The following is a 22,566-nucleotide window of genomic DNA, read 5'->3' as shown; positions in this document are numbered from 1 at the left end:
GACAGACCAAGCAAGCGCTCGGAGCTTCGGCACACGACGGAGCAGCAAGTAGGTCACGATCGCCCCTGTGGCAGCCGGGAGGATGAAGAGCTCGACCACATGCAATGGCGTTTCCAAGCCGATTGTGGCGGTTGTGACCGCCCAAAACAGCCACATCGCAACTCCACACAGCAATCCGGTCGCGACATACACACCCGTCAGAAGGAGCTGCCGCGGGTACCGATGCGGGCCTGTCGAGGGTGGGGTCATGGGACCTGATCCTTGCTCGGCCCCTGGTCGCTGTAAAGCGATACCCCGAGCACCCCACGAGTGGGGGTGTCTCGAATCCGCCTGGCGCCGACAGTGAGGATGAGCCAGCGTTCGAGTTCGGTCAATGTCAGCGCCGCTGTGGCCTGCGGGTCGTAGGCGCCGCGTTCGACCGGGTTCGAGAACGTGGAGCCCGGCAGCTCGTGGACCATCGACATGGCCGTGCCGATGACCCGCTCGATGATCCCGCAGTAGTGCGGCGCCCGGAGGCCGATATTCCAGCTCGATGCCGTGCTGTTCGCAGCCACGCTTGAGGGCATCGCTCTTGAACTCGGAGGCGTTGTCCAGGTACAGATGCCGCGGTTTGCCGCTCATCGGCCATGCGACCCGGCTGGCCAACCCCAGGGCGTCGAGCCGGACACGTTTGCCGCAGCAGACGTGCGCCAGACACAGCCCCACCGACACCGCGGACGGCGCCTCCAGCGTGATCACCATCCCGACCAGGCACCGACTGTGCATGTCGATCGCGACGGTCAGATGGGGCCGGCCGATCGGCTGCCGGTCGCGCTCTCGACGACCATCAGATCGACCACCGTGTGGTCGATCTGGACCCGTTCGAGGAACTCGTCCACGACCGGGGGTGCGCCACCGGCGGCCTGCACGGCGCGCGCCGCATCGGACCGTGCTGGCTGCGCGCCACCTGCCCCGGATGCAGTGCCGCGATGCGGGCGGCGACCGTGTTGCGCGCTGGCACTCGAACGCCTTGAAGTCGGCACGCCCTGATGATTTGCCGGTACACCACCGCCAAACTGGGTTTCTGCCTCTTCAGGTACGACTTCCGCACCAGCTCTGCGATCAGGTCCTCGACCTCCCCGGAAACCTGCGTCGGCCACGGCCGCCCTCCGACGTGCTTGACTGCAGGAATCGGACTCGTCGCGACGAGCGCGGCGCAGGGACCCAGGGAGTGCACATGAGTGAACCGACCACCGCGCAGGCCGCCTCGACGTTCACGATGGCGGACGCGCTCGACGGACGTAGCCTCGCCGAGGCGGCCACCTTCCTCAACCGGGGATTCGCCGAGTCGATCGGCCTCGAGTTCACCGAGGTCAGCGCCGACCGGGTGAACGCGCACTGGGAGGTCGGCCCGCACCTGTTCCAGCCGGCGGGCATCGTCAACGGCGGCGTCCACTGCACCGTCATCGAGACCCTCGCCAGCATCGGCGGCAGCGTCTGGTTCGGCGACCGCGGGCACGTCGTCGGCGTGAACAACAACACCGACTTCCTCCGCGCCACCCGCAGCGGCATCCTCACCGCCACCGCGACGCCGATCCATCGGGGACGCACCCAGCAGCTGTGGCAGGTACAGATCGTGGACGCCGCGGATCGGCTCGTTGCGCGCGGGCAGGTGCGGTTGGCGAACGTCGAGGACACCGCCCGGCTCGGCGACAGCTAGCCCGCCTCGCGTTCCTCTCCGGTTGCCACCGCCGCCGGATCTCCCATCAGGCCCGCGGCGAGGTTCCGCTCGTGGTTCTGGACGTGCTCGATCGCCAGCCGCGCGAACACCTGCTGTTCGGTGGACGCCATCTGCGCGCGCCCCCGCCCGAGGAACGACACCATCCACGACAGCACCGTGGAGAACTTGCTGCGGAACCCGATCAGGTACATCAGGTGGACGACCAGCCACGCGATCCAGCCGATGAAGCCGGTGATCTCGAGCTTGCCGATCTTCGCCACCGCGCTGAACCGGGAGATCGTCGCCATCGATCCCTTGTCGAAGTACTTGAATGGGCGCCGCGCACCCTCGGGCTCCCCGGCGACCGTGCCCCGGATCTGCCTCGCCGCGTGCTTGCCGCCCTGCATCGCGACCTGGGCGAGGCCGGGCAGGTTGTCGAGCGCCATCATGTCGCCGATGACGTAGACGTTCGGGTGCCCGGGCAGTGACAGGTCCGGGTTGACATGGACGCGTCCGGCCCGGTCGATCTCGGCGCCGGACTGCTCGGCGAGCTGCTTGCCGAGCGGGCTGGCCTGCACCCCGGCCGACCACACCTTGCACTGCGCGTCGACCCGGCGTTCGGTGCCGTCCTTGTCCCGGACGACCAGGCCGCCCGCGTCGACGTCGACGACCATCGCGTTCGGCTGAATCTCGACGCCCAGCTTCTCGAGCCGGGCCGCCGCGTTGGCGCTGAGCTTGCCGCCGTAGACGGGCAGCACCACCGGGGCGCCGTCGAGGAGGATCACCCGTGCGTCGCGCGGATCGATCTTGCGGAACGCGCCCTTGAGGGTCCGGTGTGCCATCTCGGCGATCTGACCGGCCAGTTCCACCCCGGTCGGTCCTGCGCCGACCACCACGAAGGTCAGCAGGCGTGCGCGCTCCTCGGGATCGTCGGACAGCTCGGCCTCCTCGAACGCGCCGAGGATGCGCCCGCGCAGCTCCAGCGCGTCGTCGATGGTCTTCATGCCGGGGGCGAACCGGGCGAAGCCGTCGTTGCCGAAGTACGACTGGCCTGCGCCCGCGGCAACGATCAGGCTGTCGAACTCGCTGACCGTCGTGCGGTCGAGCAGCCGGGACGAGACGGTGCCCGCGTCCAGGTCGATCGTCTCCACGTCGCCGAGCAGCACCTCCACGTTGCGCTGCTTGCGCAGCACCAGCCGGGTTGCCGGGGCGATGTCGCCGACCGAGAGGATGCCGGTCGCCACCTGGTACAGCAGCGGCTGGAACAGGTGATGGGTGGTGCGGGCGATTAGGGTGATGTCGACGTCGTCCCGTTTGAGTGCCTGGGTGGCGAACAGCCCGCCGAATCCCGAGCCGATGACCACCACCCGGTGCCGGGGAGACCCCACCGTCTTGACGCTCATGTCCACACTCCTCGCGCAGATGTCGACGACGGTGCTCACGCTAGTACCGGACGGCGAACATGGCCGGACGAGCAGATTCCTCGACGGCGTGTCGTGGGGATCGACAAGATGATCCGAATCTCACACCGGGGGAATATCACGTCGGCCGGGTTAGGGCTGTGAGGAGAAGTTGTGCTTACCTTTACATGAATATCCGTGTCTTCTGTGCGGAAATGTGGTTGTCGACAGCGTGGTCGCCGGCCGGTGCGGAAGTGGGTTGCCGACAGCGTGGTCGCCGACCGGGTGCGGACATGTGATCCAAACCGAACAGTGAGGAGGACTGTCTGTGAGTGGGCAGGTCCGTGAGCGTGTCGACCAGTACTTTGAGCAGGTCGTGCGCCGCAACGCAGGCGAGCCGGAGTTCCATCAGGCCGTCGCCGAGGTCTTCGAGTCGCTCACCGTTGTGCTCGAACGGCACCCCAACTACGCCGACGGCGCGCTGATCGAGCGCCTCTGCGAGCCCGAGCGGCAGATCATTTTCCGTGTGCCGTGGCAGGACGACAACGGCCAGGTGCACGTCAACCGCGGTTTCCGGGTGCAGTACAACAGCGCCCTCGGCCCCTACAAGGGCGGCCTGCGCTTCCACCCGAGCGTCAACCTCGGCATCGTGAAGTTCCTCGGCTTCGAGCAGATCTTCAAGAACTCCCTCACCGGTCTGCCCATCGGCGGCGGCAAGGGCGGCTCCGACTTCGACCCCAAGGGCCGGTCCGAGGGCGAGATCATGCGCTTCTGCCAGTCGTTCATGACGGAGCTGCAGCGGCACATCGGCGAGTACACCGACGTCCCCGCCGGTGACATCGGCGTCGGCGGCCGCGAGATCGGCTACCTGTTCGGCCAGTACAAGCGGCTCAACAACTCCTACGAGTCCGGTGTGCTCACCGGCAAGGGGCTGACCTGGGGCGGCTCGATGGTCCGCAAGGAGGCCACCGGCTACGGCTGCGCCTACTTCGTCGCCGAGATGCTCAAGACCGCGGGCACCAGCCTCGAGGGCCGCCGCGTCGTGGTCTCCGGATCCGGCAACGTCGCGATCTACGCGATCGAGAAGGTGCACCAGCTCGGCGGCACCGCCGTCGCCTGCTCCGACTCGTCCGGCTACATCGTCGACGACAACGGCATCGACCTCGAGCTGCTCAAGGAGATCAAGGAGGTCCGGCGCGGCCGGATCAGCGAGTACGCCGGCGCCCGCCCCGGCGCCCGGTTCGTCGCCGACGGCAACATCTGGGACGTCCCGTGTGACGTGGCGATGCCCTGCGCCACCCAGAACGAGCTCGACGAAGCCGCCGCGAAGACCCTGGTCGCCAACGGCGTCAAGGTTGTCGCCGAGGGCGCCAACATGCCCACCACCCCGCAGGGCATCGCCCTGTTCCGGGACGCGGGCGTCGCCTTCGCCCCGGGCAAGGCCGCCAACGCCGGTGGCGTCGCCACCTCGGCGCTGGAGATGCAGCAGAACGCCTCCCGCGACTCCTGGAGCTTCGAGTACACCGACGAGCGGCTGTCGATGATCATGCGCGACATCCACGACCGGTGTGTCACCACCGCCACCGAGTACGGCAAGCCCGGGGACTACGTCCTCGGCGCCAACATCGCCGGCTTCGTCAAGGTCGCCGACGCGATGTTCGCCATGGGCGTCATCTAGACCGTCGCACCACACGCCGAAGGCGCCGGGCATCTGCCCGGCGCCTTCGGTGTCCGTCAGGGTGTCCATCACGGTCAAAATGCGCTTTACCTGCCCGAATAGGGCAGACGCGAGGCCGTTGGCCCTCTATTCTAGTGGGTGTTCCTGACGGCCTACGAACCGTTCGGGCCGTCTCCCGCCATCGGTGTCCGCGCAGGGCACCGAGATCTCGGAGAAGGAGCCCCACCATGAAACTCACGAAGGCCACGGTGCTGTCCGTGGCCCTGGTTGCGGCGATGGGTGTCGGCGCTGGCAACTCCTATGCCAGCGAGGTCCCGACGCAGGGTGCCGCCGACGTCGGCTACGAGACCTCGGTACTGCCCGACGGTCGCTCGATCGCGACGGTTCTCGACTCCGGAGCCTTCCGGCTCGCGGCAGGCGGAACGGCCGTCGACGTCGTCAACGACGCGGGCACCCCGCTCACCAGCGTCCCACTCGCCTACGGCATGGGCGATGCCCGCGTGCCGATCGCGGCGAGCATCGGCCAGGGCGGCCGCGAGCTCACCCTCACCCCACAGCTGCCCCCGGTCAGCGTCCAACCCGCCTACAGCCAGACGGCCTACCAGAACATGGTCACCGAGTGGGAGAAGGGCTGGCTCAACGGCGGGCAGTTGCAGGCCAATACCGGTCTCGCGATCGGCCTCGTCGTCGGCTGCGTGCTGTTCCTGTTCGTCGGCTGCCCCCTCGGCGCCGCGATCGGCGGCACGGTCGGTGCGGTCACCGGCGTCATCAACGCCAACCCGGACTTCCAGCCCGCGATGTTCGAGTTCCTCAACTCGCTGCCCTGATCAGGCCCCCGGGCCACCCCTCCCGGCCCGCCGACTCACGAGGTCGTACGCCGGGTTGAGGGCGGCGGCGCCGCGCACCTCGGTGCCCGCACCCGACGTGTACCGCTGGGTCGTGGTCATGGATTCGTGCCCGAGCATCCTCATCAGGGTGTAGACGCTCACGTTCTGGTCCGCCATGGCGGTGGCGAAGGTGTGCCGGAGCTGGTGCACCAGGGCGCCCTTCGCGCGATCGCCGTTGATGCCCGCTCGGCGGTACGCCCGCTCCACGCGGTACTGGAGCGTGCCCCGCGTGATCCGGGTGCCGTCCCGGCCGACGAACATCGGGTCCGTTGCGGCGAACCGCTCCCACGGGCCGACATCCGCACGCCTGCGCGCGGTGCCGGGGAAGCGGGTGGCGCGGCTGTCCAGGTAGTCGCCGAGCACGTCGACGACCACCGGCTCGACCGTGACCACCCGCTGCTTGTTGCCCTTGCCGTGGACGTGGATGACCTTTCCCCGGTCCGCCGCGTCCCGCAGATCTCCGAGGTCGATGGCGATCAGCTCGGCGGACCGCAGGCCCGTCAGCAGCCCGGTCAGGATCAGCGCCAGGTCACGCTCGGGCCATGCCCGGGTGCCCTCGTCGGGTGCCTGCAGTGTGGTGACGAGCCGCTCGACGGCGTCCGCGTGGAAGGCCTTCGGCACCGTCTTCGGCGCCCGGGGGCGCAGCACCGACGACATCGGGTTGGCGACGATCACGTCGGCGGCGAAGAGGAAGTCGCACAGCATGTTCCAGGTCGACCAGCAGCGCCGGATCGACGCGGGCTGGCGACTGTCGGCGTAGTCGGCGAAGGCGACCCGCATCGCCGCCTTGTCGATGACGGCGGGCGTGAGTCGCTCGGGCGGGACGCCGCGACCCGTGGCGAGGGAGTCGGCAACCGTCCGGAAGTCCTGCCGATAGGCCCGCAGGGTGTTGGGCGACGGCTTGGCCGTGCTGCGGTAGACGAGGAACTCCTCGAACCAGTCGTGCAGAGATTCGGGCATGTGTTCGATTGTGCCGGATGGGGCGGTAGGGTGACGAGGGGCGGTTCACTACGGGTGGTGCGGCGAACGCCGTCGGGTTGTTCGGGCCTGCGGACTGGCCGCACGACCCCGATCCGGTGCCGCTCGCGGAAGCGGCACTGCGCAACGGATTCTCGGTGCCGTCGCGCCCGCGCCGTGTCCGGATCGTGCCGCCGCCGATCTGACCCTGTTGACGGACGTCAACAGTACGATCGTCGAATGGATCAGGGCCCACACCGGTTTCGCTACTCGTTTGTCACCGGGGTGATCGCGCCGCACGTCGAGGACCGGGTGCGGGACGGGCTGGGCGCCGGCATCGACGATCATGGGCAGTTGCAGGTCGTTACCGCGACGGGGGAGGGGACCCGCGGGTACGCCGCAGGCATCGACCTCGTCGTCCGGCTCAGCGAGCTGGGGGTCGACGTCGAACGCACCCAGCCGGATCTCGTGGACCGCAGGCTGATCGCGCGGCGCGCCGGCTGTACCCGGCAGGCCGTCGCGCTGTGGGTGAACGGGCAACGCCACCAGGGCGATCCGTTCCCGCTGCCGTTCAACCTCACCCTCGGGCAGACGTGGCTCTGGGGTGAGGTGCAGGCATGGCTAGCCCGGCGGGGGATCGCCGTCGACGACACGATCGCGATCCCCACGATGCGGGACCACATGCGTGTCGACTCGCACATCGCGCACCGTCGAGCCGAGTACCGGGCGCTCTCGGCCCGCGCAAGGGCGCTCTGACCTGCGGTGACGACGAATGACGCGGCCGACTCCCCGGCAATAATGTCATAACGCAGCTTATCGGCAATCGGGTCGGTTCCGGTAGAACCTTCCGCCTCGCGTTCCCACCCCACCCTGACGGGTGGGGTGGGCCCAGTGACCCGACCTGTCGCTGACGAGCTGCAGGCGAGGTTCCTTGAGGTCGAGGCGCCGCTGCGCGGCGGTAAGGGTCTGCGAGCGGTGCACGCCGCGTGAGCGGGCACCGATCAGTGCGTCGCGTTCGGCCGCGAGGGTTGCGAGCCGAAGGCGCACGTACTGCTCGCGGCGTCGGTCGTGGTCGGGATCGGGGGAGTAGTCGAACGGCACCACGAACGAGGTGGCGGTGTTCAGGGCCGTGTCGTTGATTCACCCCGCGGACCCGGACGTTGACGACGGCGGAGCTGGTCAACCGGTCAGGTCGGCCGGTGTCCAGGCGGGCCAGGCGGTGTCGCCGACCGGGTCGCCGTCGACGTAGCGGGCCACGATCCGGGTGAGGTCGGGGGCGGAGTTGTCGTACACGGTGGCGTGATCGGCGCGGCCGATGGCGTCGGCGACCAGCGGCCACAGTCGAGCGAAGCGTTCCCGGATCTTGTCCTCGGGAACCCGGTGGCCACCCTCGATGACCCGCTCGGCGACGCGGGCGACGGACAGGTCGACCGGGACGAGGACCACGTGCAGGGCAAGCACGTACCCGCCGCGGTGGGCCCGGTCGATCAGGTCCAGTTTCGACGGGTGCGAGAACACGGTCTCGGCGATGAACGACTCGCCCTGATCGATCAGTGTGTCCCGGATGGTCGCGGCAATCCGGGCGGCCTCGTACGAATGCTCCTCGGGGCTATCGGGCCACCGCTGTTTCGCGATGACGTCGGCGTTGACGAAGACGCTGCCGGGGAGCAGGGGAGCGAGCCGTTGCTCGACGAACGTCGACTTGCCCGCACCGTTGGGGCCGACGACGAGGTCGAGTCGTCTCACAGGATGATCTGGGTGCCGTCAGGCAGGTGTTTGACGACGCGGCCCTCGTTGTCGAGCGCGATCGTGGCTCGGCCCTGCGCGGCGCGATCGGCGACGTGGTTTCCGGTGGCGAGCGATTCCTCGAGCGCCGCGGCGACCTCGGCGTTGAAGACCACGCCCTCCTCGTCGGACAGTTCGCTCAGCGGCAGCCTGCCAGCGAGGGCGGCCTCGACCCGGCGGCGGGCCACCTGCCGCTGGTTCGACACCTCGCGGCCCACTCGTGCCCAGTGTTCGAGCTGTTGACGCGCGGATCGGTTCTCCCGCTCACCCTCGGACGCGGCCGCGTCGACGAGTTCCGATGAAAACCTGGTCACCTTGTCGACGACGCTCGTCATGGCTCCTCCTTGGGACGATGTGCCACGCTCCGAGCTCCAGTGTAGCAATCTGCTACAGGGTCCGGGCGGGTCCGGGCAGGGAGTGCGGTTGAGCAGGGCGGCGTGCGCGGCGGTTGCGTGCGGGGCAACAACATGCGCGCGATTCCAGGGCGCTCCAACGGTTTTCGTGGATAACCGCAATTATCCATGAAAGTGGGAAGGGGGTCGGCGCCGCCGTCGGGGAGGATCGGCGCCCGCAGCGCCTTGCGAGCGCGTGCCACACGGCGCGTGGGTCGATACGTGCGCGCGAACCGACCATCGCGCGCCGCAGCGCTGATCCGAGTTGCGCGCCCGCGCGCCGGATCGTCACCGTCGAACCCGTGCCGGCCTGCCTCGAGCGGAGGTGCGGGCCCGCCGCGCGGTCCTGGCGGAGTGTGCCGGGACGTGCGGGTGCCCGGTCGGGTTCGGGATCCGAGGGTGCAGGCCTCCACGGGGACACCCCTCCGCCCGCAATCTGACATAATGTTCCTTATCGGGTGGGCGCCGACCTGCGGTGATAATCGGGGTGTTCGGCCCGTCGGCATCCGGCTGTCGTGTCCGTGTCCGCCGCATCCATGTCTGCGTGCGCGTCGTCCGGCGTCGCCGCTTGGGTGGCGTGCCCGGGTTCGTCGGGGTCCCGCGCCGGCCGGTCCGGCGTCGCGCGTATCGGTGGACGCCGGGTCTTGGTTGGTTCCGTCGCATCGGTGCGCTGCTGGCCGGTTGGTCGCCGAACCGCTGCGCTAACGCCGGCCCGGGTCTTCCCCCTCGGCTCCCGGGCCCTACGCAATACGTCACTGTGACGGAATGATTGGTGGCGGGCCCGCAGGCCGGGTCGCGCGTTGTCTTTGGACGCCGCGATGTTCCGGCCGGCCCACCGCCCGGGTTCGCGCCCGATGCGGGTTTGCGGGACCGCGCGGGCGGGTAATCGGTAGGTAGCCACACCGGGCACTGGCCGGTGGTGTGATGGGAAGTGCGATGAGTGCAGGGTCCGCGGATGCGGCTGGCGCGCCGGTCGATCACCCCGAGCGGGACGGCGGCTGGGATCGGGCGGCGCGGAACGAGACGCCCACCGAGCAGCTCGACCGGAACTGGGCGAGCCTGTTGCAGGAGTTGCGGGTCACCCAGACCGGGGTGCAGTTGCTGACGGGATTCCTGCTGATCCTCCCCTTCCAATCCACGTTCGACCGACTCTCCGACTTCGAGCGGGGCGTGTACCTGGCGGCGGTGCTGTCGGCGGTGGCATCGACGGTGCTGCTGGCCGCTCCGGTCGGCATGCACCGGATCCTGTTCCGCCAGCACAAGCTGCAACCCCTGGTCGCGGCAGCGCATCGATGCGCGCTCGCCGGGGTGGTGCTGCTCGGGCTCGCGCTGACCTGCGTGGTGATCCTCACCGTCGGGGTGGTGCTGAACGTGGCGTGGGGCGTGGTGGCGGGGGCTGCGGTGGCGTCGCTGTTCGCCTTCGTCGGGTTGATCTGGCCGTGGTGGTTGCGCAGGCGGTCCTGACGGGTTTGCGGTGCCCGGCCGTGGGGCATGTCCGCTGTCACACGACAGCACACAGGAGGTGCGCTCGATGGCGGACACATCGCCCCGCGACCGGGATCCGGTGCGCGACCCGAAGAATGAACAGCTCGAGCCGTCACGGCTGGACCGCCGCGACACCCGGCTGACCACCCAGCAGGCGATCCTCGTCGACCAGACGGATGATTCGCTCACCGCGGGTGAACGGGGACCGACCCTGTTGGAGGACTTCCACTTCCGCGAGAAGCTCACCCATTTCGATCATGAGCGGATACCGGAGCGGGTTGTGCATGCCCGTGGCGCGGGCGCCTACGGGCACTTCGCGCCGTACGACGACCGGTTGGCCCAGTACACGCGCGCCGAGTTCCTCACCGACCCGGACGTGCGGACGCCGGTGTTCGTGCGCTTCTCCACGGTCGCCGGGTCGCGGGGCTCCGCGGACACCGTCCGGGACGTCCGCGGGTTCGCGACGAAGTTCTACACCAGGCAGGGCAATCACGACCTGGTGGGCAACAACTTTCCGGTCTTCTTCATCCAGGACGGCATCAAGTTCCCCGACCTGATCCACGCGGTGAAACCCGAGCCGGACAACGAGATCCCGCAGGCGCAGTCCGCGCACGACACGTTCTGGGACTTCGTCGGAGCCCAGCCCGAGACGCTGCACGCGGTGATGTGGCTGATGTCGGACCGGGCGATCCCGCGCAGCTACCGGATGATGCAGGGCTTCGGGGTACACACCTTCCGCCTTGTCGACGCCGACGGTCGCGGCACCTTCGTCAAATTCCACTGGCGGCCGCTGCTGGGAACCCATTCGCTTGTCTGGGACGAGTGTCAGCAGATCGCGGGCCGCGACCCGGATTTCAACCGACGCGACCTGTGGGAGGCCATCGAGGCGGGTGGGTATCCGCGGTGGGAACTCGGCGTTCAGCTGATCCCGGAGGCGGACGAGCACACCTTCGACTTCGACCTGCTCGATGCGACGAAACTCGTCCCCGAGGAGGAGGTGCCGGTGCAGCCGGTCGGGGTGATGGTCCTCGACCGGAACCCGGACAACTTCTTCGCCGAAACCGAACAGGTCGCCTTTCACACCGCGAACATCGTGCCGGGCATCGACTTCACCGACGACCCGCTGCTGCAGGCCCGCAACTTCAGCTACCTCGACACTCAGCTGATCCGGCTCGGCGGCCCGAACTTCGCGCAGTTGCCGGTGAACCGCCCGGTCGCGGACGTGGTGACCAATCAGCAGGACGGGTACGGGCAGCAGCGGATCCCGATGGGGCGGACCGCCTACTCGACGAACACGCTCGGCGGCGGATGCCCCGCGCTGGCGGCGGACGGCGCCTTCACCCACTGCCGTGCGCGCGTCGACGGCCCGAAGCTGCGGGTGCGCGCCGAGAAGTTCCGCGACCACTACGGTCAGCCGCGGCTGTTCTGGAACAGCATGTCGGGGGTGGAGCGCGACCACATCGTGTCGGCGTTTGGCTTCGAGCTTGGCAAGGTCCGGGACGCCGACGTCCGGGTGGCGGTGCTCGCCGAACTCAACCTGATCGATCACGATCTGGCGGCCCGGGTCGCGCCGCTGATCGGGTCCGCGGCACCGGATCACGACCTGCTGTTCGACACCAGCGTCCGCTCCCCCGCGCTGTCCCAGGCCGGGCAGGAGCCGGCCGGGATCGAGACGAGGCGGGTCGCGATTCTCGCCGCCGACGGCGTGGACGTGGTCGGGGTGCGGGCGCTGCGCGCGGCGCTGCACGACCGGGGGGCGGTCACCGAGGTGCTCGGACCCGCCGAGGCGGAGTTCGCTGGCGGGTCCGGGGGTGCGCTGCGCGCCGACCGTGCGATCGCGACGATGAACTCGGTGCTCTATGACGCGGTGGTCGCGCCGTGCGGGCCGACGGCGGTGGCGACACTCGTCGACGACCCGGACGCGGTGCGGTTCGTCCGCGAGGCGTACCTGCACGCGAAGCCGATCGCGGCGTTCGGGGCCGGGATGGAGCTGCTGCGCCGGGCGGAGGTGAGCGAACCGCTCGCCGAGGATGTCGGGGTCGTCGCCGAGCACGGCGTGGTGACCTCCGGGGCTGCTGCCGAGGAACTCCCGGCCGAGTTGGTGGAGCGGTTCGCCGACGCGCTGTCCCGGCACCGCGCGTGGGACCGGTTCACCGGCGCCTGACTGCCTGGCGGACCGGCCGCGAGCGGTGTCACTGCACGATCAGGGTGCCCCGCATCTCCGGATGGTAGGTGCAGTGGAACGGGTAGCTTCCCGGTGTCGATGGGGCGGTGAAGTCGGCGTTGGAGCGGCCGTCGACGTCCTCGTCGAAGTATCCGGCGGTGTCCGAGGTGACGGAATGCTCGACGTCGTCCCGGTTACCGACCGTGACCTCGCCGCCCGGGCGGACGGTGAGCACGGGGGGCACGAATGCGTGGCTCTCGATGGACACGGTCTGGTCCGCGGGGACGGTGCCGGTCGTCGATGCCGGGCCGTCGTCGTCGAGGTCGCCGGGTGGAATGTCGTCGTCGCCGTCGTGCATCTCGTGTCCCGGTGTCACCACCGGTGCCTCCGGCGTGGTCGGGCCGTCCGCCGAATCGCATCCCGCGCTCAGCGCCGCTGCCATCGCGGCGGCGGCAACGGCGCCGATGACGGTGCGTGTTCTGGTCATGCCGTCCTCCTCCTGGGTTCGTCGCACGGGGTGGGACTACCCGTAGCGGGCGGGCGGCACACCTCGGCGGCCGGAGTCATCGCCAGTGCCGCACCGTCGTCCAGGGCTGCGCGAGCCGCACCGACGATTCGAGCAGGGCGGCGTGCACGAACGCCTGCGGCAGGTTGCCGCGCAGCTGACGTTGGTCCACGTCGTACTCCTCGGTGAACAGGCCGGGCGGGCCGCAGGCGGCGCGGTTGCGTTCGAACCACCGCATCGCCTCGACCGGGTGTCCCTGCTGGTGGGCGGCGAGGGCCATCAGGAACCCGCACAGCAGGAACGCGCCCTCCGCGGCGGCGAGGGGGCGCGCGTCCTGCCGGAAGCGGTACACGTAGCCGTCGCTGCCGAGTTCGGCGCGCACCGCCTCGTAGGTGGCGACGGTGCGCGGATCGTCCTCCGGGACGGCGCCGCGGATCGCGGCCAGCAGCAGTGCGCAGTCGACGCGGGTGTCGTTGTTCGCGCGCTGCCATCGGCCGGAGGGGTGGGTGCACGTCGCGGCGGTATCGGCGACGATCGCGTCGGCGAGCGCGGTCCAGCGGCTGGCGTCGGTGCGGGACGCGATGCCCGCGACCCCGCGCAGGCCCGCCGCGCACATCAGGCGTGAATGCGCCCAGCGCGCGTCGCCGAGTTCCCAGATGCCCGCGTCGGGTTGCGCCCACCGCTGCTCGATCGCGGTGACGGCCTGCCCGACGGCGCGCAGGTGGGTGCTGTCGAGCCGGTCGCGTCTCCCGGCGGCGCCGAACAGCAGCAACGCCTCCCCGAAGGTGTCGAGTTGGAACTGCCCGTTGACCCAGTTTCCGGTGCGGGCGCCGCCGCCGGGGTAGCCGGGCAGCGGGAGTTCGGTCTCGTCCGGCACGCGGGCGCCGCTGGCGGTGTATGCCGGTTGCAGGTGGGGGCCGTCGGCGAGGAGGCGTTCGGCGACGAACGCGACGGTGCGGTCGAGGAGGGCGTCGCCGCCGGATGCCGCCGCGGCCTGCCCCACGTAGCACTCGTCCCGGATCCAGGCGTACCGGTAGTCGTAGTTGCGGCCCTGCTCGGCCCGCTCCGGCAGCGACATTGTCGCCGCGGCGACCGTGCCGCCGGAGGCGGGGGTGAGGCCGCGGAGCACGGCGTGTGCGTGCTGCGCGTCGCGGGCGGCGATCGACCCGGCTGCGTCGGGAACGACCCGGGACCACTGGTGTTCGGTCTGCTGCCACAGTTCGTCGGCGGGGGTCGGCGGCCCGAGGGTGCGGTCGGACAGTTCGAGGACAAGGTCGTGCACGGCGCCCTCCGGCACGGTGATCGTGGTGTCGAGGGGGCCGGTGCCCGTGCGGGTGGCGCGCGGTGCGCCGGTCCACCGCAGGTGCACGGCGCCGGAGTGGGCGGTCCACACCCCGTCCGTTGCCTGCACCCGGGACATCCGGCGGGACCCGTAGTCCGCGCGCACCTCGAGTGTGGCCCGGACCCGGGCGGCGCCGCGTACCGCGATCACCCGGCGCAGCAGGACGGCGGTGTGCGGGTCCCCCGGGTAGGCGAGCGCCTCGCGGCATTCGATGATGCCCTCGTCGGTCACCCAGCGGCTGTGCCAGATCAGCGACCCGGTCTCGTACCAGCCGCCCCAGACGAAGCGGGTCAGCGGTGTGACCGCATAGCCGCCAGCGCCGCCGATCAGCGACGCGAACACCGCGCCGGATTCCCAGCGCGGCAGGCACATCCACACGCACTCGCCCTGCGGCCCGATCAGTACGCCGCGTTCGCCGTCGGCGAGCAGCGCGTACTCCCGCAGCACCTGGGGCGCGAACGGTGCGCGCCCCAGGTCGACCGGTCCCGCTCTCGCCGTTCGCCGCGATGCCACCGCCGTGCCCTCCCCTGCCGCGTTAGCTGCCGAGTTCGCGAATCGCCGGTCCGAGTTCGCGGGCGTAGAAGTCGAGGAAGCCGTCGGGGTCCGGTCCCGCATTGGTGAGCACGAGGTGGTCGAATCCCGCGTCGATGTAGCGCCGGACCGCGGCGAGATGGGCGTCGACGTCGGGGCCGCAGCCGAACGAGGACCGCATGTCGTCGGCCGTGACGAAGCGGGAGGCGGAGTCGAAGCCGGACAGGGTGGGCAGTTCCGCCTGGACGGGCCAGCCGAGCGCCCCGAACCGGAACAGGGTGCGCGCGGATTCGGCTGCCCCGGATTCGGTGGGCGCCCAGGACAGGGACACCTCCGCGTACCGGGGTCCGGTTCCGCCTGCGCGGGTGTAGCCGTCGACCAGGTCCGGGTCGGGTTCGGTGGTGAACAGGCCGTCGCCTGCCGAGGCGGCGAGGCGTGCCGATCCCCCGCCGCCGGCCGCGACCACGATCGGTGGCGGCGTTGGGGGCAGGTCGAACACGCGCCCGTCGTCCAGGTTCAGGAATCGTCCGCGGTAGGAGTGGAAGCCGCCCGACCACAGCAGCCGGATGATCTCGATGGACTCCCGCAGCATGTCCTGGCGGACGTCGATCGGCGGCCAGCCGCGGCCGACGACGTGTTCGTTGAGGCGTTCCCCGGTCCCGACACCGAGCACGAATCTGCCGTCCGTCAGGACCGCCGTTGTCGCGGCGGCCTGCGCGATGACCGCGGGGTGGTAGCGCAGGAACGGGCAGGTCACCCCGGTCGCCAGGCCGATGCGGTCGGTGCTGGCGCCGATGGCGGCGAGGATGGACCAGGCGAAGCCGGAATGGCCGTGGACGTCGAGCCACGGGTGGAAGTGGTCGCTGATCTCGACGAAGTCGAAGCCGGCGTCCTCGGCGCGGATGGCCTGCCGCACCAGTTCCGGCGGTGCGTGGCCCTCAGCGAACAGCTTGTATCCGACGTCCATGGTGACCTCCCTGATGCCGGTGTCGGTGCCGCTCCCCTGTGACTACCCAGGACGCCGTCCCGGCACACGGCGGTCGTCGTCCGCGGGGTTTATCCGGTCTGCCGCCGGGGAAGTCTCGTTCGGTACCGGTCCACACGAAGCACAGGAGGTGTCCACGATGGCGGACAACAACAGGTCGGGACCCGCGGAAGGCGTGAAGGGTGTCGTCGAGGGGGTCAAGGGCAAGGCCAAGGAAGCGCTCGGCGCGGTCACCGGAAACGATGACATGACCCGGGAGGGGCAGGCCCAGCAGGACAAGGCCGATGCCCAGCGGGAGGTTGCGGAGAAGGAAACCGCGGCGGAGAAGGCCCGGGCGGAGGAACGGGCACAGGAGGCACGGCAGCGCGCCGAGCAGGACCGATGAGGCGTCGCGGGGGCCGTCAGGGCCGCCAGGCGCCGACATCGCAGCCGAGGCCTGCGGCGGGTGACGATGATCCGGTCGTCGTGTGGCCGGATCCTAGCCCGCTGACGCCGTGGTGGGAGGCCGTGCTGCGCCGCGGCGGGCCGCCGCCGCCGACCGTGGCGTGATTCGGCCCGCGTACCGATGCTGCTCGGCCACGAGAACGTGGAGGAGCCATGAGGATCGTCATCCTGATCGCGCTGATCTGGCTCGTCATCGGCGCGGTCGCGGCGGGGCAACGCGGCTACTACAGCAATGACGCCGCAACCGACTGCGCGACCGCGGGGACCATCGCCCTCACCGTGGTCGCTGGACCGCTGAACTATGTCGGGGTGAACCCGAAGATTGCGGATTGTTCCGTTCCCCAGCCGAGTTCGTGACGTTGCTGGCGCGGCTCGGTCGGCGGTCCTTGGTCAGTAGTAGTGGGCGCGGCCGCCGACAGCGTGACCGGCCCTGCCCAGCAGCCACAGGATGAGGCCGATCACCACGAGAACGATCCCGATGGTCCACAGGATCGGGATGTCGAACACGAAGCCGACGATCAGCAGGATGAGCCCGAGGATGATCATGATCGTCTCCTGATCGGAATGTAGGGGTGTTCGGTCCTGGCGGAATGCCCGGACCGTCGGCTCGGGAAACATGTTTGGGTCGGCCGACCGCGGGCATCACTGCAGGCATGAGCAGATTCGATGGGCCAGCAGATCCCGGCACGATGTCGCAGCCGCCCCCGCCCCAGCCGCCCCCGCCGCCGGTGCCGCCCGCGCCGATTCCCGGTCCGGAACCAGATCCCGATCCGCCGGGGCCGATGCCCCCGAGGCCCGCCCCGGTCCCCGGGCCCGGTCCCGATCCGATTCCCCCTGCGCCGCCGCCGGTCCCGGGGCCGATCGCGACGACCGGACGGTGGTGAGGTTTTCCGGCTCCGGTGTCGGGGTACCTCCCGGGCATGAGCATCGACGAACTGTTGAGAGCACCCGAACGCGCTACCGGACTCGACCGGGTCGCCGTTCCCCTGCATCGCCGCCTCACCAGGGTGGCCGACCGCAACCCCGCGGCGGCGGCCGTCCTGCGCGGGCGTTGGGTGGGTCACCCCGTGCATCCGGCGGTGGTGGCGTTGCCGGTCGGCGCCTGGACCGCGGCGGTGGTCCTGGAAATGGTGTTGCGGGACCACCACGCGGCGCGTCGACTGATCGGGCTCGGCCTCGTCTGTGTCCCGGTTGCGGTCGCGACCGGCTGGGCCGACTGGTCGGTCCGTGACGAGCGGGATCGCCGGGCCGGGCTCGTGCACGCGGCGGGCAACACGCTCGGGACCCTGGCGATGCTGCGGTCCTACCTGCTGCGCTCCGGCTCGGCGGGGGCGCGGGCGCAGGCGTGGAGCGTCGCCGGACTCGCCGTCGTCGGGGTGAGTGGCACCCTCGGCGGGCACATCGCCTTCGGCGGTGGCTCGGCATGACCGACGCGGCCGCGGCGAACCCCCACGATCCGCGCCGCCCCTCGATTGGGGTCGAGGAAGAGTTCCTGCTCGTCGATCCCGCGACCGGGCAGCCGTTGCTGTGCAACGAGCGGGTCGCGGCGGCGGCGCGGGCCGAGGGGGTGGCGCTGCAACTGGAGTTGAGTCAGTGCCAGGTGGAGACGAACACCCCGGTGTGCTGGACCAGTCGGGTTCTGCGTGAACAGTTGCTGGCGCTGCGGTCGCAGGTCGCGGCGGTCGCGCTGCGTGAGGGATGTCGGCTGATCGCCACCGGCGCCCCGATCCTTGGGCCGTGGCGACTGCCGATCAGCAGTTCGGAGCGCTACCGGAACATGCAGGACCGGTTCGGCATCCTTGCCGTTGAGCAGGGTGTCTGTGGATGTCACGTGCACGTCGACGTGCCGGACCGGGAGACCGCCGTCCAGGTGTGCAATCACGTGCGGCCGTGGCTGCCGACGATCCTGGCGTTGGCGGCGAACAGTTCGGTGCATCGCGGCCTCGACAGCGGCTACGCGAGTTGGCGATCCATCCTGTGGTCGCGTTGGCCCGCGTCGGGCCCGCCGCCGCTATTCCGGTCCGTCGAGCACTACAACGCGCTGGTGGACACGATGGTTGATTCGGGTCTGCTGATGGACGAGCGGATGGTGTACTGGGACATTCGGCCCTCCTGCCACCTGCCGACCGTCGAGATCCGGGTCGCGGACGTGCAGGGCACCGTCGACGAAACGGTGTTGCTGGCCACCATGATTCGGGCGTTGGTGATGGCGGCGTCCCGCGCCGTCGGTGCGGGTGTCCCGGCCCCGGCGGTGCCCCTCGAAACGCTGCGCGCCGCAACCTGGATCGCGGCCCGGGACGGCCTCACGGGCCCGGCGATCGACCCCGGCGCCGGACGCCCCGCGTCCGCCATCGCGATGCTCGGCCGGCTGGTCGGTCTGGTGCGGGACGAGCTGGAGGAACTCGGTGAGTACGGTTGGGTTCGCGATCAGCTGCACCGGCAGCTCGACGCGGGCAACGGCGCCGACTGGCAGCGGCGGGCACTGCGTGAGCACCGGGATCCGGCGCGGGTGGTCGGGCTCGCCGCGGCGCGGACCCTGCAGGATTCCCTGGCGTTCGCTGTGAGCCCGCCGTCGCCGCCCCTCTCCCCGCCAAACGCCTCCCGCGAAGTGTGCTGACGCCGTGCGCCATGCGCGGCCCGGACGTCGGTTCGGGACGGGAACTGGACGCACGGTTCGTGCATTTCGGCCGCTGCGCTGGTAAGCAAGGAACCGAGGTCCCTGACGCCGACGGCCCAGACCTTGCTGTTGGTTGCCCCCGAGAATCCCCAGGCAACGACAGGCGCTGCCGATCGGGGGCCGCGGTCTTGGCAAACCCGATACGGGAGAGACCCCACCATGCGAGTTCACGTTCATTGCCTCGAGCATCCCCTCGTCGAATCGGTCAACGGTCCGGGCCGGTGTCGAATCAGGGGGCCGGGGCCGACGGTGATGGCGCTCACCGGGGACCTCGACGCGCCCGCGATTCCCGAGTTCGAGGCGCGCGTCGATGCGGCGATTGACGAGGCGGGCCGCACGCTGATCATCGACCTCACCCGGGTCGGCTTCGTTTCGATCTCGGGCGTCCAGGCGCTCGTCGCTGCCCAGCATCACGCCGACCGGGGCGGGGTGGCGCTGCTGCTGGCCACCGACAGTTGGTCGACGCACCGCGCGATGGAGGCGGGGGGCATGGCGGGATGGTTCCGCTGCTTCCCCACCGTGCGGCAGGCGGTGGAGAACCGACGAGCCGAGCTCAGCGCGCACGTCGATCTCGACGTCGTGGTCGGCCTCAGCTGACGCGGGCGACGAGGACGGGCCGCGCCGCGCGTCGACTACGGCCCGCCATGGTCAGGTCAGCTCCACCTGCTCCACGCCGTCCGCCGCGACGAGAAAAGCGATCCTCGTGTCCTGCAGTGTCGGTGCCTCAGCGCTCCCTTCGGTCGTCGTCAACGGGGCGGCGGGTGAGGGCGGCGGCGAGGACCTGCGCCCCGTGCCGCGGCATCGATCCCGGCTGCAGGTCACGCAGCTGGGTGCGGCAACTGAATCCGTCCGCGACCAGCAGCGTGCTCGGGTCGGCGGCACGCACCGCGGGAAGGAGCGTGTCCTCGGCGCAGGCGACGGAGATGTCGTAGTGGCCGCGTTCGAAGCCGAAGTTCCCGGCCAATCCGCAGCATCCGGCGTCGAGGACCTCCGGGTGCACCCCCGCCCGGGTGAGGAGGTCGCGGTCGGCCGGCACGTCGAGGACCGCGTGGTGATGGCAGTGCGGTTGGACCAGCGCGCTGCCACCGAGGTGCGGTGGCTCCCAGTCCGGTGCCCGATCCCGGATCAGCTCCCCGAGGGTCACCGTCTGCCCCGCGAGGCGGCGGGCGTCCTCGTTCCCGGACAGCAGGTTGGGTAGGTCGCTGCGGAAGACCGCAGCGCAGCTCGGTTCGAGCACGACCACCGGATCGCCGGACCGCAGCGTCGGCCGCAACAGCCGCAGGGTGCGGCGCAGGACACGGACGGCGGTGGTCAACTGACCGGTGGAGATCCAGGTGAGCCCGCAGCAGCCGACCCGCTCCGGGACGTGGATGTCGAACCCGACGGCCTCGAGCACGGTGACGGCGTCGCGGGCGATCTGCGGGTCGAAGTTGTCGGTGAAGGTGTCCGGCCACAGCGTGACCCGCCCCCGCTCGGCCTGGGTCCGCCGCGGCGGCCGGCGCCGGTACCAGTCGGTGAAGCGTTCGGTGGCGAACCGCGGCAGGGTGCGGCGGGGGTCGACACCCGCCGCCGCCTTGAGTGCGGTGGACAGTCCGGGCGCGGCGGTGAGCGCGTTGACGGTTCCCGGCGTCGCAGCCGCGGCCCTGGCCAGCAACGGCAGCCAGCCCATCGCGTAGTGCGAAAGGGGGCGAAGCCGGTGCCGGTAATGGTGGGCGAGGAATTCGGCCTTGTAGGTTGCCATGTCGACGTTGACGGGACAGTCGCTCAGACAGCCCTTACAGGCCAGGCACAGGTCGAGCGCGTCCCGCACCTCCGTCGACCGCCAGCCGTCGGTGATCACCTCACCCCGCAGCATTTCAAACAGCAGACGGGCCCGGCCGCGGGTGGAGTGTTCCTCCTCGCCGGTCGCCCGGTAGCTCGGGCACATCACGCCGGATCCGGTGCCGCGGCACGCGCCGACACCGACGCAGCGGGCGGCGGCGCGGCTGAATCGGTGCTCGTCGTCGGGGTACGCGAAGCGGGTTGCCGGTTCGGCGGGCAGGTAGTCGGCGCCCTGCCGCAGGTTCTCGTCGAGCGGGTAGGGGTGCACCACCTTGCCGGGATTCATCCGGTTTCGTGGATCGAACGCGGCCTTCACCTCGCCGAACGCCCGGACGAGCCGATCACCGAACATGATCGGCAGCAGTTCCGCGCGGGACTGGCCATCACCGTGCTCGCCGGACAGCGAGCCGCCGTGATCGACGACGAGGCGGGCACTGTCCTCGGCGAAGGCGCGGTAGCGGGCGACACCGTCGGCGGTGCGCAGGTCGAACGGGATCCGGGTGTGCACGCAGCCGTGCCCGAAATGCCCGTACAGCGAGGCGGTTCCGTAGTCGTAGCGGTCGAGCAGCGCCCGGAAGTCGCGGAGGTAGTCGCCGAGCCGCTGCGGTGGCACCGCCGCGTCCTCCCAGCCCTCGTGCGTCTCCGGCTCCCCCGGCGGGTAGGCGGTCGCGCCGAGCCCGGCCTCACGGGCCGCCCACACCTGGTCCTCGTGTGCGGGGTCGTCGAGGAGGGTGCCGGGCGTGGTGGACCGGGATGCGAGATCCGACATCATCGACCGGGCGGCGCGGTCGGACGCGTCCTTGCTGTCCGCAGTGAACTGCACCATCAGCCAGGCGTTGCCGTCGGGTAGTTCCCGCAGCGCCGCCTCCGCGAGTCGCTGACTGTGTTCGAGGGCGACCAGCCGATGGTCGATGCCCTCAAGCGCCGCCGGCCGGTGGGCAAGGACGTCGGGTACCGCATCGGCGGCGGCGCAGATGTCGTCGAACCCGAGCAGCACGAGGCTCCGCGCGTTCGGCACCCGCACCAGCTCAAGTTCGGCCCGCAGCACCGTCACCAGGGTGCCCTCCGAGCCGACCAGCAGCCGTGCGAGATGAAAGTCGTTCTCCGGCAGCAGGGCATCGAGGTTGTAGCCGGACACCCGCCGCGGAATGTCGGGGTAGGTGCGGCGGATGTCGTCGGCGTACTCGTCGCGCAGCCGCCGCAACCCCCGGTACAGGTCGCCGCGGGCTCCCCCGGCGGCCGCGACCCGGTCGACCTCGGTCTCCGGGGTGGCCCCGACCCACATCCGCAGCCCGTCGTAGGTGAGTACCTCCAGCCGACGCACCGAGTCGGCCATCTTCCCGTACGCCTGCGCGGTCGACCCGCACGAATTGTTGCCGATCATCCCGCCGATCGTGCAGCTGACGTGAGTCGACGGTTTCGGCCCGACCATCCATCCGTCGGCGGCGAGCCGGTCGTTGAGACCGTCCAGCGAGATGCCCGGCTGCACCAGCACCGTCCCGGCCGCGGGGTCGACCGACTCGACGCGGGTGCAGTACTTCGTCCAGTCCAGCACCACCGCGGTGTTGCAGCATTGCCCCGCCAGGCTGGTGGCGCCGCCTCGGGAGAGCACCGGCACGTCGTGGTCGCGGCACACCGTGACGGCCGTCTCCGCGTCGCCGGGGGTGCGGGGCACCACAACACCGATCGGGACCTGGCGATAGTTCGAGGCGTCGGTCGAGTAGGCCGCGCGGCTGCCCGGGTCGAACCGGACCTCACCCGCGATGCGCCCGCGGAGGGCCTCCTCCAGCGCCTGGTAGAGGGGCGACATTCGA

Annotated in this window: 20 protein-coding genes and 1 pseudogene; 11 read left to right on the top strand and 10 right to left on the bottom strand. The window is 70.4% G+C overall.

Features of this window, described 5'->3' with window-relative positions:
- Positions 1–335 precede the first annotated feature (335 nt).
- A pseudogene (locus ACFWQG_RS08800) lies at positions 336–1,167 on the bottom strand (DNA-binding domain-containing protein); the annotation flags it as partial.
- 49 nt (positions 1,168–1,216) lie between these two features.
- On the opposite strand from ACFWQG_RS08800, the gene ACFWQG_RS08795 reads away from it, so the two are divergent.
- Positions 1,217–1,699 carry a PaaI family thioesterase gene (locus tag ACFWQG_RS08795; RefSeq protein ID WP_378507210.1) on the top strand — a complete coding sequence of 161 codons (483 nt, stop codon included), beginning with the start codon at positions 1,217–1,219 and terminating at the stop codon, positions 1,697–1,699.
- On the opposite strand, the gene ACFWQG_RS08790 is transcribed toward ACFWQG_RS08795, so the two are convergent.
- The gene (locus ACFWQG_RS08790) at positions 1,696–3,102 is read right to left on the bottom strand and encodes an NAD(P)/FAD-dependent oxidoreductase (RefSeq protein ID WP_378507209.1); all 1,407 of its coding nucleotides are present in this window, start codon (positions 3,100–3,102) and stop codon (positions 1,696–1,698) included. The genes ACFWQG_RS08795 and ACFWQG_RS08790 overlap by 4 nt on opposite strands.
- Positions 3,103–3,427: 325 nt before the next feature.
- Between ACFWQG_RS08790 and gdhA the strand changes: the two genes are divergently transcribed.
- Positions 3,428–4,777, top strand: coding sequence for an NADP-specific glutamate dehydrogenase (gene gdhA, locus ACFWQG_RS08785; RefSeq protein WP_378507208.1), 1,350 nt, complete (start codon positions 3,428–3,430; stop codon positions 4,775–4,777).
- Between the two features lie 227 nt (positions 4,778–5,004).
- Positions 5,005–5,604: a hypothetical protein gene (locus ACFWQG_RS08780; protein WP_378507207.1), complete on the top strand. Its 600-nt coding sequence runs from the start codon at positions 5,005–5,007 to the stop codon at positions 5,602–5,604.
- Here ACFWQG_RS08780 and ACFWQG_RS08775 read toward each other — a convergent pair whose 3' ends face one another.
- On the bottom strand, positions 5,605–6,624 hold the full coding sequence (locus ACFWQG_RS08775) for a tyrosine-type recombinase/integrase (RefSeq protein ID WP_378507206.1): 1,020 nt from the start codon (positions 6,622–6,624) through the stop codon (positions 5,605–5,607).
- A gap of 237 nt (positions 6,625–6,861) precedes the next feature.
- Between ACFWQG_RS08775 and ACFWQG_RS08770 the strand changes: the two genes are divergently transcribed.
- Complete coding sequence (locus ACFWQG_RS08770; RefSeq protein WP_378507205.1) at positions 6,862–7,377, top strand: hypothetical protein; 516 nt, start codon at positions 6,862–6,864, stop codon at positions 7,375–7,377.
- A 423-nt stretch (positions 7,378–7,800) separates the two neighbouring features.
- On the opposite strand, the gene ACFWQG_RS08765 is transcribed toward ACFWQG_RS08770, so the two are convergent.
- Positions 7,801–8,367, bottom strand: coding sequence for a zeta toxin family protein (locus ACFWQG_RS08765; protein WP_378507204.1), 567 nt, complete (start codon positions 8,365–8,367; stop codon positions 7,801–7,803).
- Entirely contained in the window at positions 8,364–8,741 is a 378-nt protein-coding gene (locus ACFWQG_RS08760) for a hypothetical protein (protein ID WP_378507203.1), read from the bottom strand. The genes ACFWQG_RS08765 and ACFWQG_RS08760 overlap by 4 nt, the downstream gene beginning before the upstream one ends.
- A 993-nt stretch (positions 8,742–9,734) precedes the next feature.
- Here ACFWQG_RS08760 and ACFWQG_RS08755 point away from each other — a divergent pair.
- Together ACFWQG_RS08755 and ACFWQG_RS08750 are read left to right on the top strand one after the other, a co-directional pair.
- A complete protein-coding gene (locus tag ACFWQG_RS08755) occupies positions 9,735–10,262 on the top strand; it encodes a DUF6328 family protein (protein ID WP_378507202.1) in 528 nt (175 codons plus the stop codon).
- A gap of 67 nt (positions 10,263–10,329) precedes the next feature.
- Positions 10,330–12,447 (top strand): catalase, encoded by a 2,118-nt coding sequence (locus ACFWQG_RS08750; RefSeq protein WP_378507201.1) that lies wholly within the window; start codon positions 10,330–10,332, stop codon positions 12,445–12,447.
- A 28-nt stretch (positions 12,448–12,475) separates the two neighbouring features.
- On the opposite strand, the gene ACFWQG_RS08745 is transcribed toward ACFWQG_RS08750, so the two are convergent.
- The 3 genes from ACFWQG_RS08745 to ACFWQG_RS08735 all read right to left on the bottom strand — a co-directional run bounded on the left by ACFWQG_RS08745 (position 12,476) and on the right by ACFWQG_RS08735 (position 15,792).
- Positions 12,476–12,934, bottom strand: a complete 459-nt coding sequence (locus ACFWQG_RS08745; RefSeq protein WP_378507200.1) for a cupredoxin domain-containing protein — start codon at positions 12,932–12,934, stop codon at positions 12,476–12,478.
- A 76-nt stretch (positions 12,935–13,010) separates the two neighbouring features.
- Entirely contained in the window at positions 13,011–14,807 is a 1,797-nt protein-coding gene (locus ACFWQG_RS08740; protein ID WP_378507199.1) for a glycoside hydrolase family 15 protein, read from the bottom strand.
- Between the two features lie 22 nt (positions 14,808–14,829).
- Positions 14,830–15,792 carry a TIGR03557 family F420-dependent LLM class oxidoreductase gene (locus ACFWQG_RS08735; protein ID WP_378507198.1) on the bottom strand — a complete coding sequence of 321 codons (963 nt, stop codon included), beginning with the start codon at positions 15,790–15,792 and terminating at the stop codon, positions 14,830–14,832.
- A 157-nt stretch (positions 15,793–15,949) separates the two neighbouring features.
- Between ACFWQG_RS08735 and ACFWQG_RS08730 the strand changes: the two genes are divergently transcribed.
- Positions 15,950–16,195, top strand: coding sequence for a CsbD family protein (locus ACFWQG_RS08730; RefSeq protein WP_378507197.1), 246 nt, complete (start codon positions 15,950–15,952; stop codon positions 16,193–16,195).
- 212 nt (positions 16,196–16,407) lie between these two features.
- Positions 16,408–16,611 (top strand): hypothetical protein, encoded by a 204-nt coding sequence (locus ACFWQG_RS08725; RefSeq protein ID WP_378507196.1) that lies wholly within the window; start codon positions 16,408–16,410, stop codon positions 16,609–16,611.
- Positions 16,612–16,644: 33 nt separating this feature from the next.
- Here the strand turns inward: ACFWQG_RS08725 and ACFWQG_RS08720 are convergent, their stop codons facing one another.
- Positions 16,645–16,800 (bottom strand): DUF6131 family protein, encoded by a 156-nt coding sequence (locus ACFWQG_RS08720; protein ID WP_378507195.1) that lies wholly within the window; start codon positions 16,798–16,800, stop codon positions 16,645–16,647.
- A 374-nt stretch (positions 16,801–17,174) separates the two neighbouring features.
- On the opposite strand from ACFWQG_RS08720, the gene ACFWQG_RS08715 reads away from it, so the two are divergent.
- The 3 genes from ACFWQG_RS08715 (at position 17,175) to ACFWQG_RS08705 (ending at position 19,528) form a co-directional block, all read left to right on the top strand.
- Positions 17,175–17,681: a DUF2231 domain-containing protein gene (locus ACFWQG_RS08715; RefSeq protein ID WP_378507194.1), complete on the top strand. Its 507-nt coding sequence runs from the start codon at positions 17,175–17,177 to the stop codon at positions 17,679–17,681.
- Positions 17,678–18,871, top strand: a complete 1,194-nt coding sequence (locus tag ACFWQG_RS08710; protein ID WP_378507193.1) for a glutamate--cysteine ligase — start codon at positions 17,678–17,680, stop codon at positions 18,869–18,871. Before ACFWQG_RS08715 ends, ACFWQG_RS08710 begins: the two co-directional genes overlap by 4 nt.
- Before the next feature lie 219 nt (positions 18,872–19,090).
- Complete coding sequence (locus ACFWQG_RS08705; RefSeq protein WP_378507192.1) at positions 19,091–19,528, top strand: STAS domain-containing protein; 438 nt, start codon at positions 19,091–19,093, stop codon at positions 19,526–19,528.
- A gap of 127 nt (positions 19,529–19,655) precedes the next feature.
- On the opposite strand, the gene ACFWQG_RS08700 is transcribed toward ACFWQG_RS08705, so the two are convergent.
- The gene (locus ACFWQG_RS08700) at positions 19,656–22,562 is read right to left on the bottom strand and encodes an FAD-binding and (Fe-S)-binding domain-containing protein (protein ID WP_378507191.1); all 2,907 of its coding nucleotides are present in this window, start codon (positions 22,560–22,562) and stop codon (positions 19,656–19,658) included.
- Between the last annotated feature and the right edge of the window lie 4 nt (positions 22,563–22,566).

The sequence above is a fragment of the Rhodococcus sp. NPDC058532 genome (assembly GCF_042719255.1).
Lineage (GTDB): Bacteria > Actinomycetota > Actinomycetes > Mycobacteriales > Mycobacteriaceae > Rhodococcus_G.
Note: the sequence above shows the minus strand (reverse complement) of the source record. Positions and strands in the feature narration are given on the sequence as shown.

Excerpts from the sequence above, each read along its gene's own strand:
- ACFWQG_RS08795 (WP_378507210.1), top strand. The coding sequence starts at position 1,217 with ATGAGTGAACCGACCACCGCGCAGGCCGCCTCGACGTTCACGATGGCG.
- ACFWQG_RS08790 (WP_378507209.1), bottom strand. The coding sequence starts at position 3,102 with ATGAGCGTCAAGACGGTGGGGTCTCCCCGGCACCGGGTGGTGGTCATC.
- ACFWQG_RS08780 (WP_378507207.1), top strand. The coding sequence starts at position 5,005 with ATGAAACTCACGAAGGCCACGGTGCTGTCCGTGGCCCTGGTTGCGGCG.
- ACFWQG_RS08775 (WP_378507206.1), bottom strand. The coding sequence starts at position 6,624 with ATGCCCGAATCTCTGCACGACTGGTTCGAGGAGTTCCTCGTCTACCGC.
- ACFWQG_RS08770 (WP_378507205.1), top strand. The coding sequence starts at position 6,862 with ATGGATCAGGGCCCACACCGGTTTCGCTACTCGTTTGTCACCGGGGTG.
- ACFWQG_RS08760 (WP_378507203.1), bottom strand. The coding sequence starts at position 8,741 with ATGACGAGCGTCGTCGACAAGGTGACCAGGTTTTCATCGGAACTCGTC.
- ACFWQG_RS08755 (WP_378507202.1), top strand. The coding sequence starts at position 9,735 with ATGAGTGCAGGGTCCGCGGATGCGGCTGGCGCGCCGGTCGATCACCCC.
- ACFWQG_RS08750 (WP_378507201.1), top strand. The coding sequence starts at position 10,330 with ATGGCGGACACATCGCCCCGCGACCGGGATCCGGTGCGCGACCCGAAG.
- ACFWQG_RS08745 (WP_378507200.1), bottom strand. The coding sequence starts at position 12,934 with ATGACCAGAACACGCACCGTCATCGGCGCCGTTGCCGCCGCCGCGATG.
- ACFWQG_RS08735 (WP_378507198.1), bottom strand. The coding sequence starts at position 15,792 with ATGGACGTCGGATACAAGCTGTTCGCTGAGGGCCACGCACCGCCGGAA.
- ACFWQG_RS08730 (WP_378507197.1), top strand. The coding sequence starts at position 15,950 with ATGGCGGACAACAACAGGTCGGGACCCGCGGAAGGCGTGAAGGGTGTC.
- ACFWQG_RS08725 (WP_378507196.1), top strand. The coding sequence starts at position 16,408 with ATGAGGATCGTCATCCTGATCGCGCTGATCTGGCTCGTCATCGGCGCG.
- ACFWQG_RS08720 (WP_378507195.1), bottom strand. The coding sequence starts at position 16,800 with ATGATCATCCTCGGGCTCATCCTGCTGATCGTCGGCTTCGTGTTCGAC.
- ACFWQG_RS08715 (WP_378507194.1), top strand. The coding sequence starts at position 17,175 with ATGAGCATCGACGAACTGTTGAGAGCACCCGAACGCGCTACCGGACTC.
- ACFWQG_RS08710 (WP_378507193.1), top strand. The coding sequence starts at position 17,678 with ATGACCGACGCGGCCGCGGCGAACCCCCACGATCCGCGCCGCCCCTCG.
- ACFWQG_RS08705 (WP_378507192.1), top strand. The coding sequence starts at position 19,091 with ATGCGAGTTCACGTTCATTGCCTCGAGCATCCCCTCGTCGAATCGGTC.
- ACFWQG_RS08700 (WP_378507191.1), bottom strand. The coding sequence starts at position 22,562 with ATGTCGCCCCTCTACCAGGCGCTGGAGGAGGCCCTCCGCGGGCGCATC.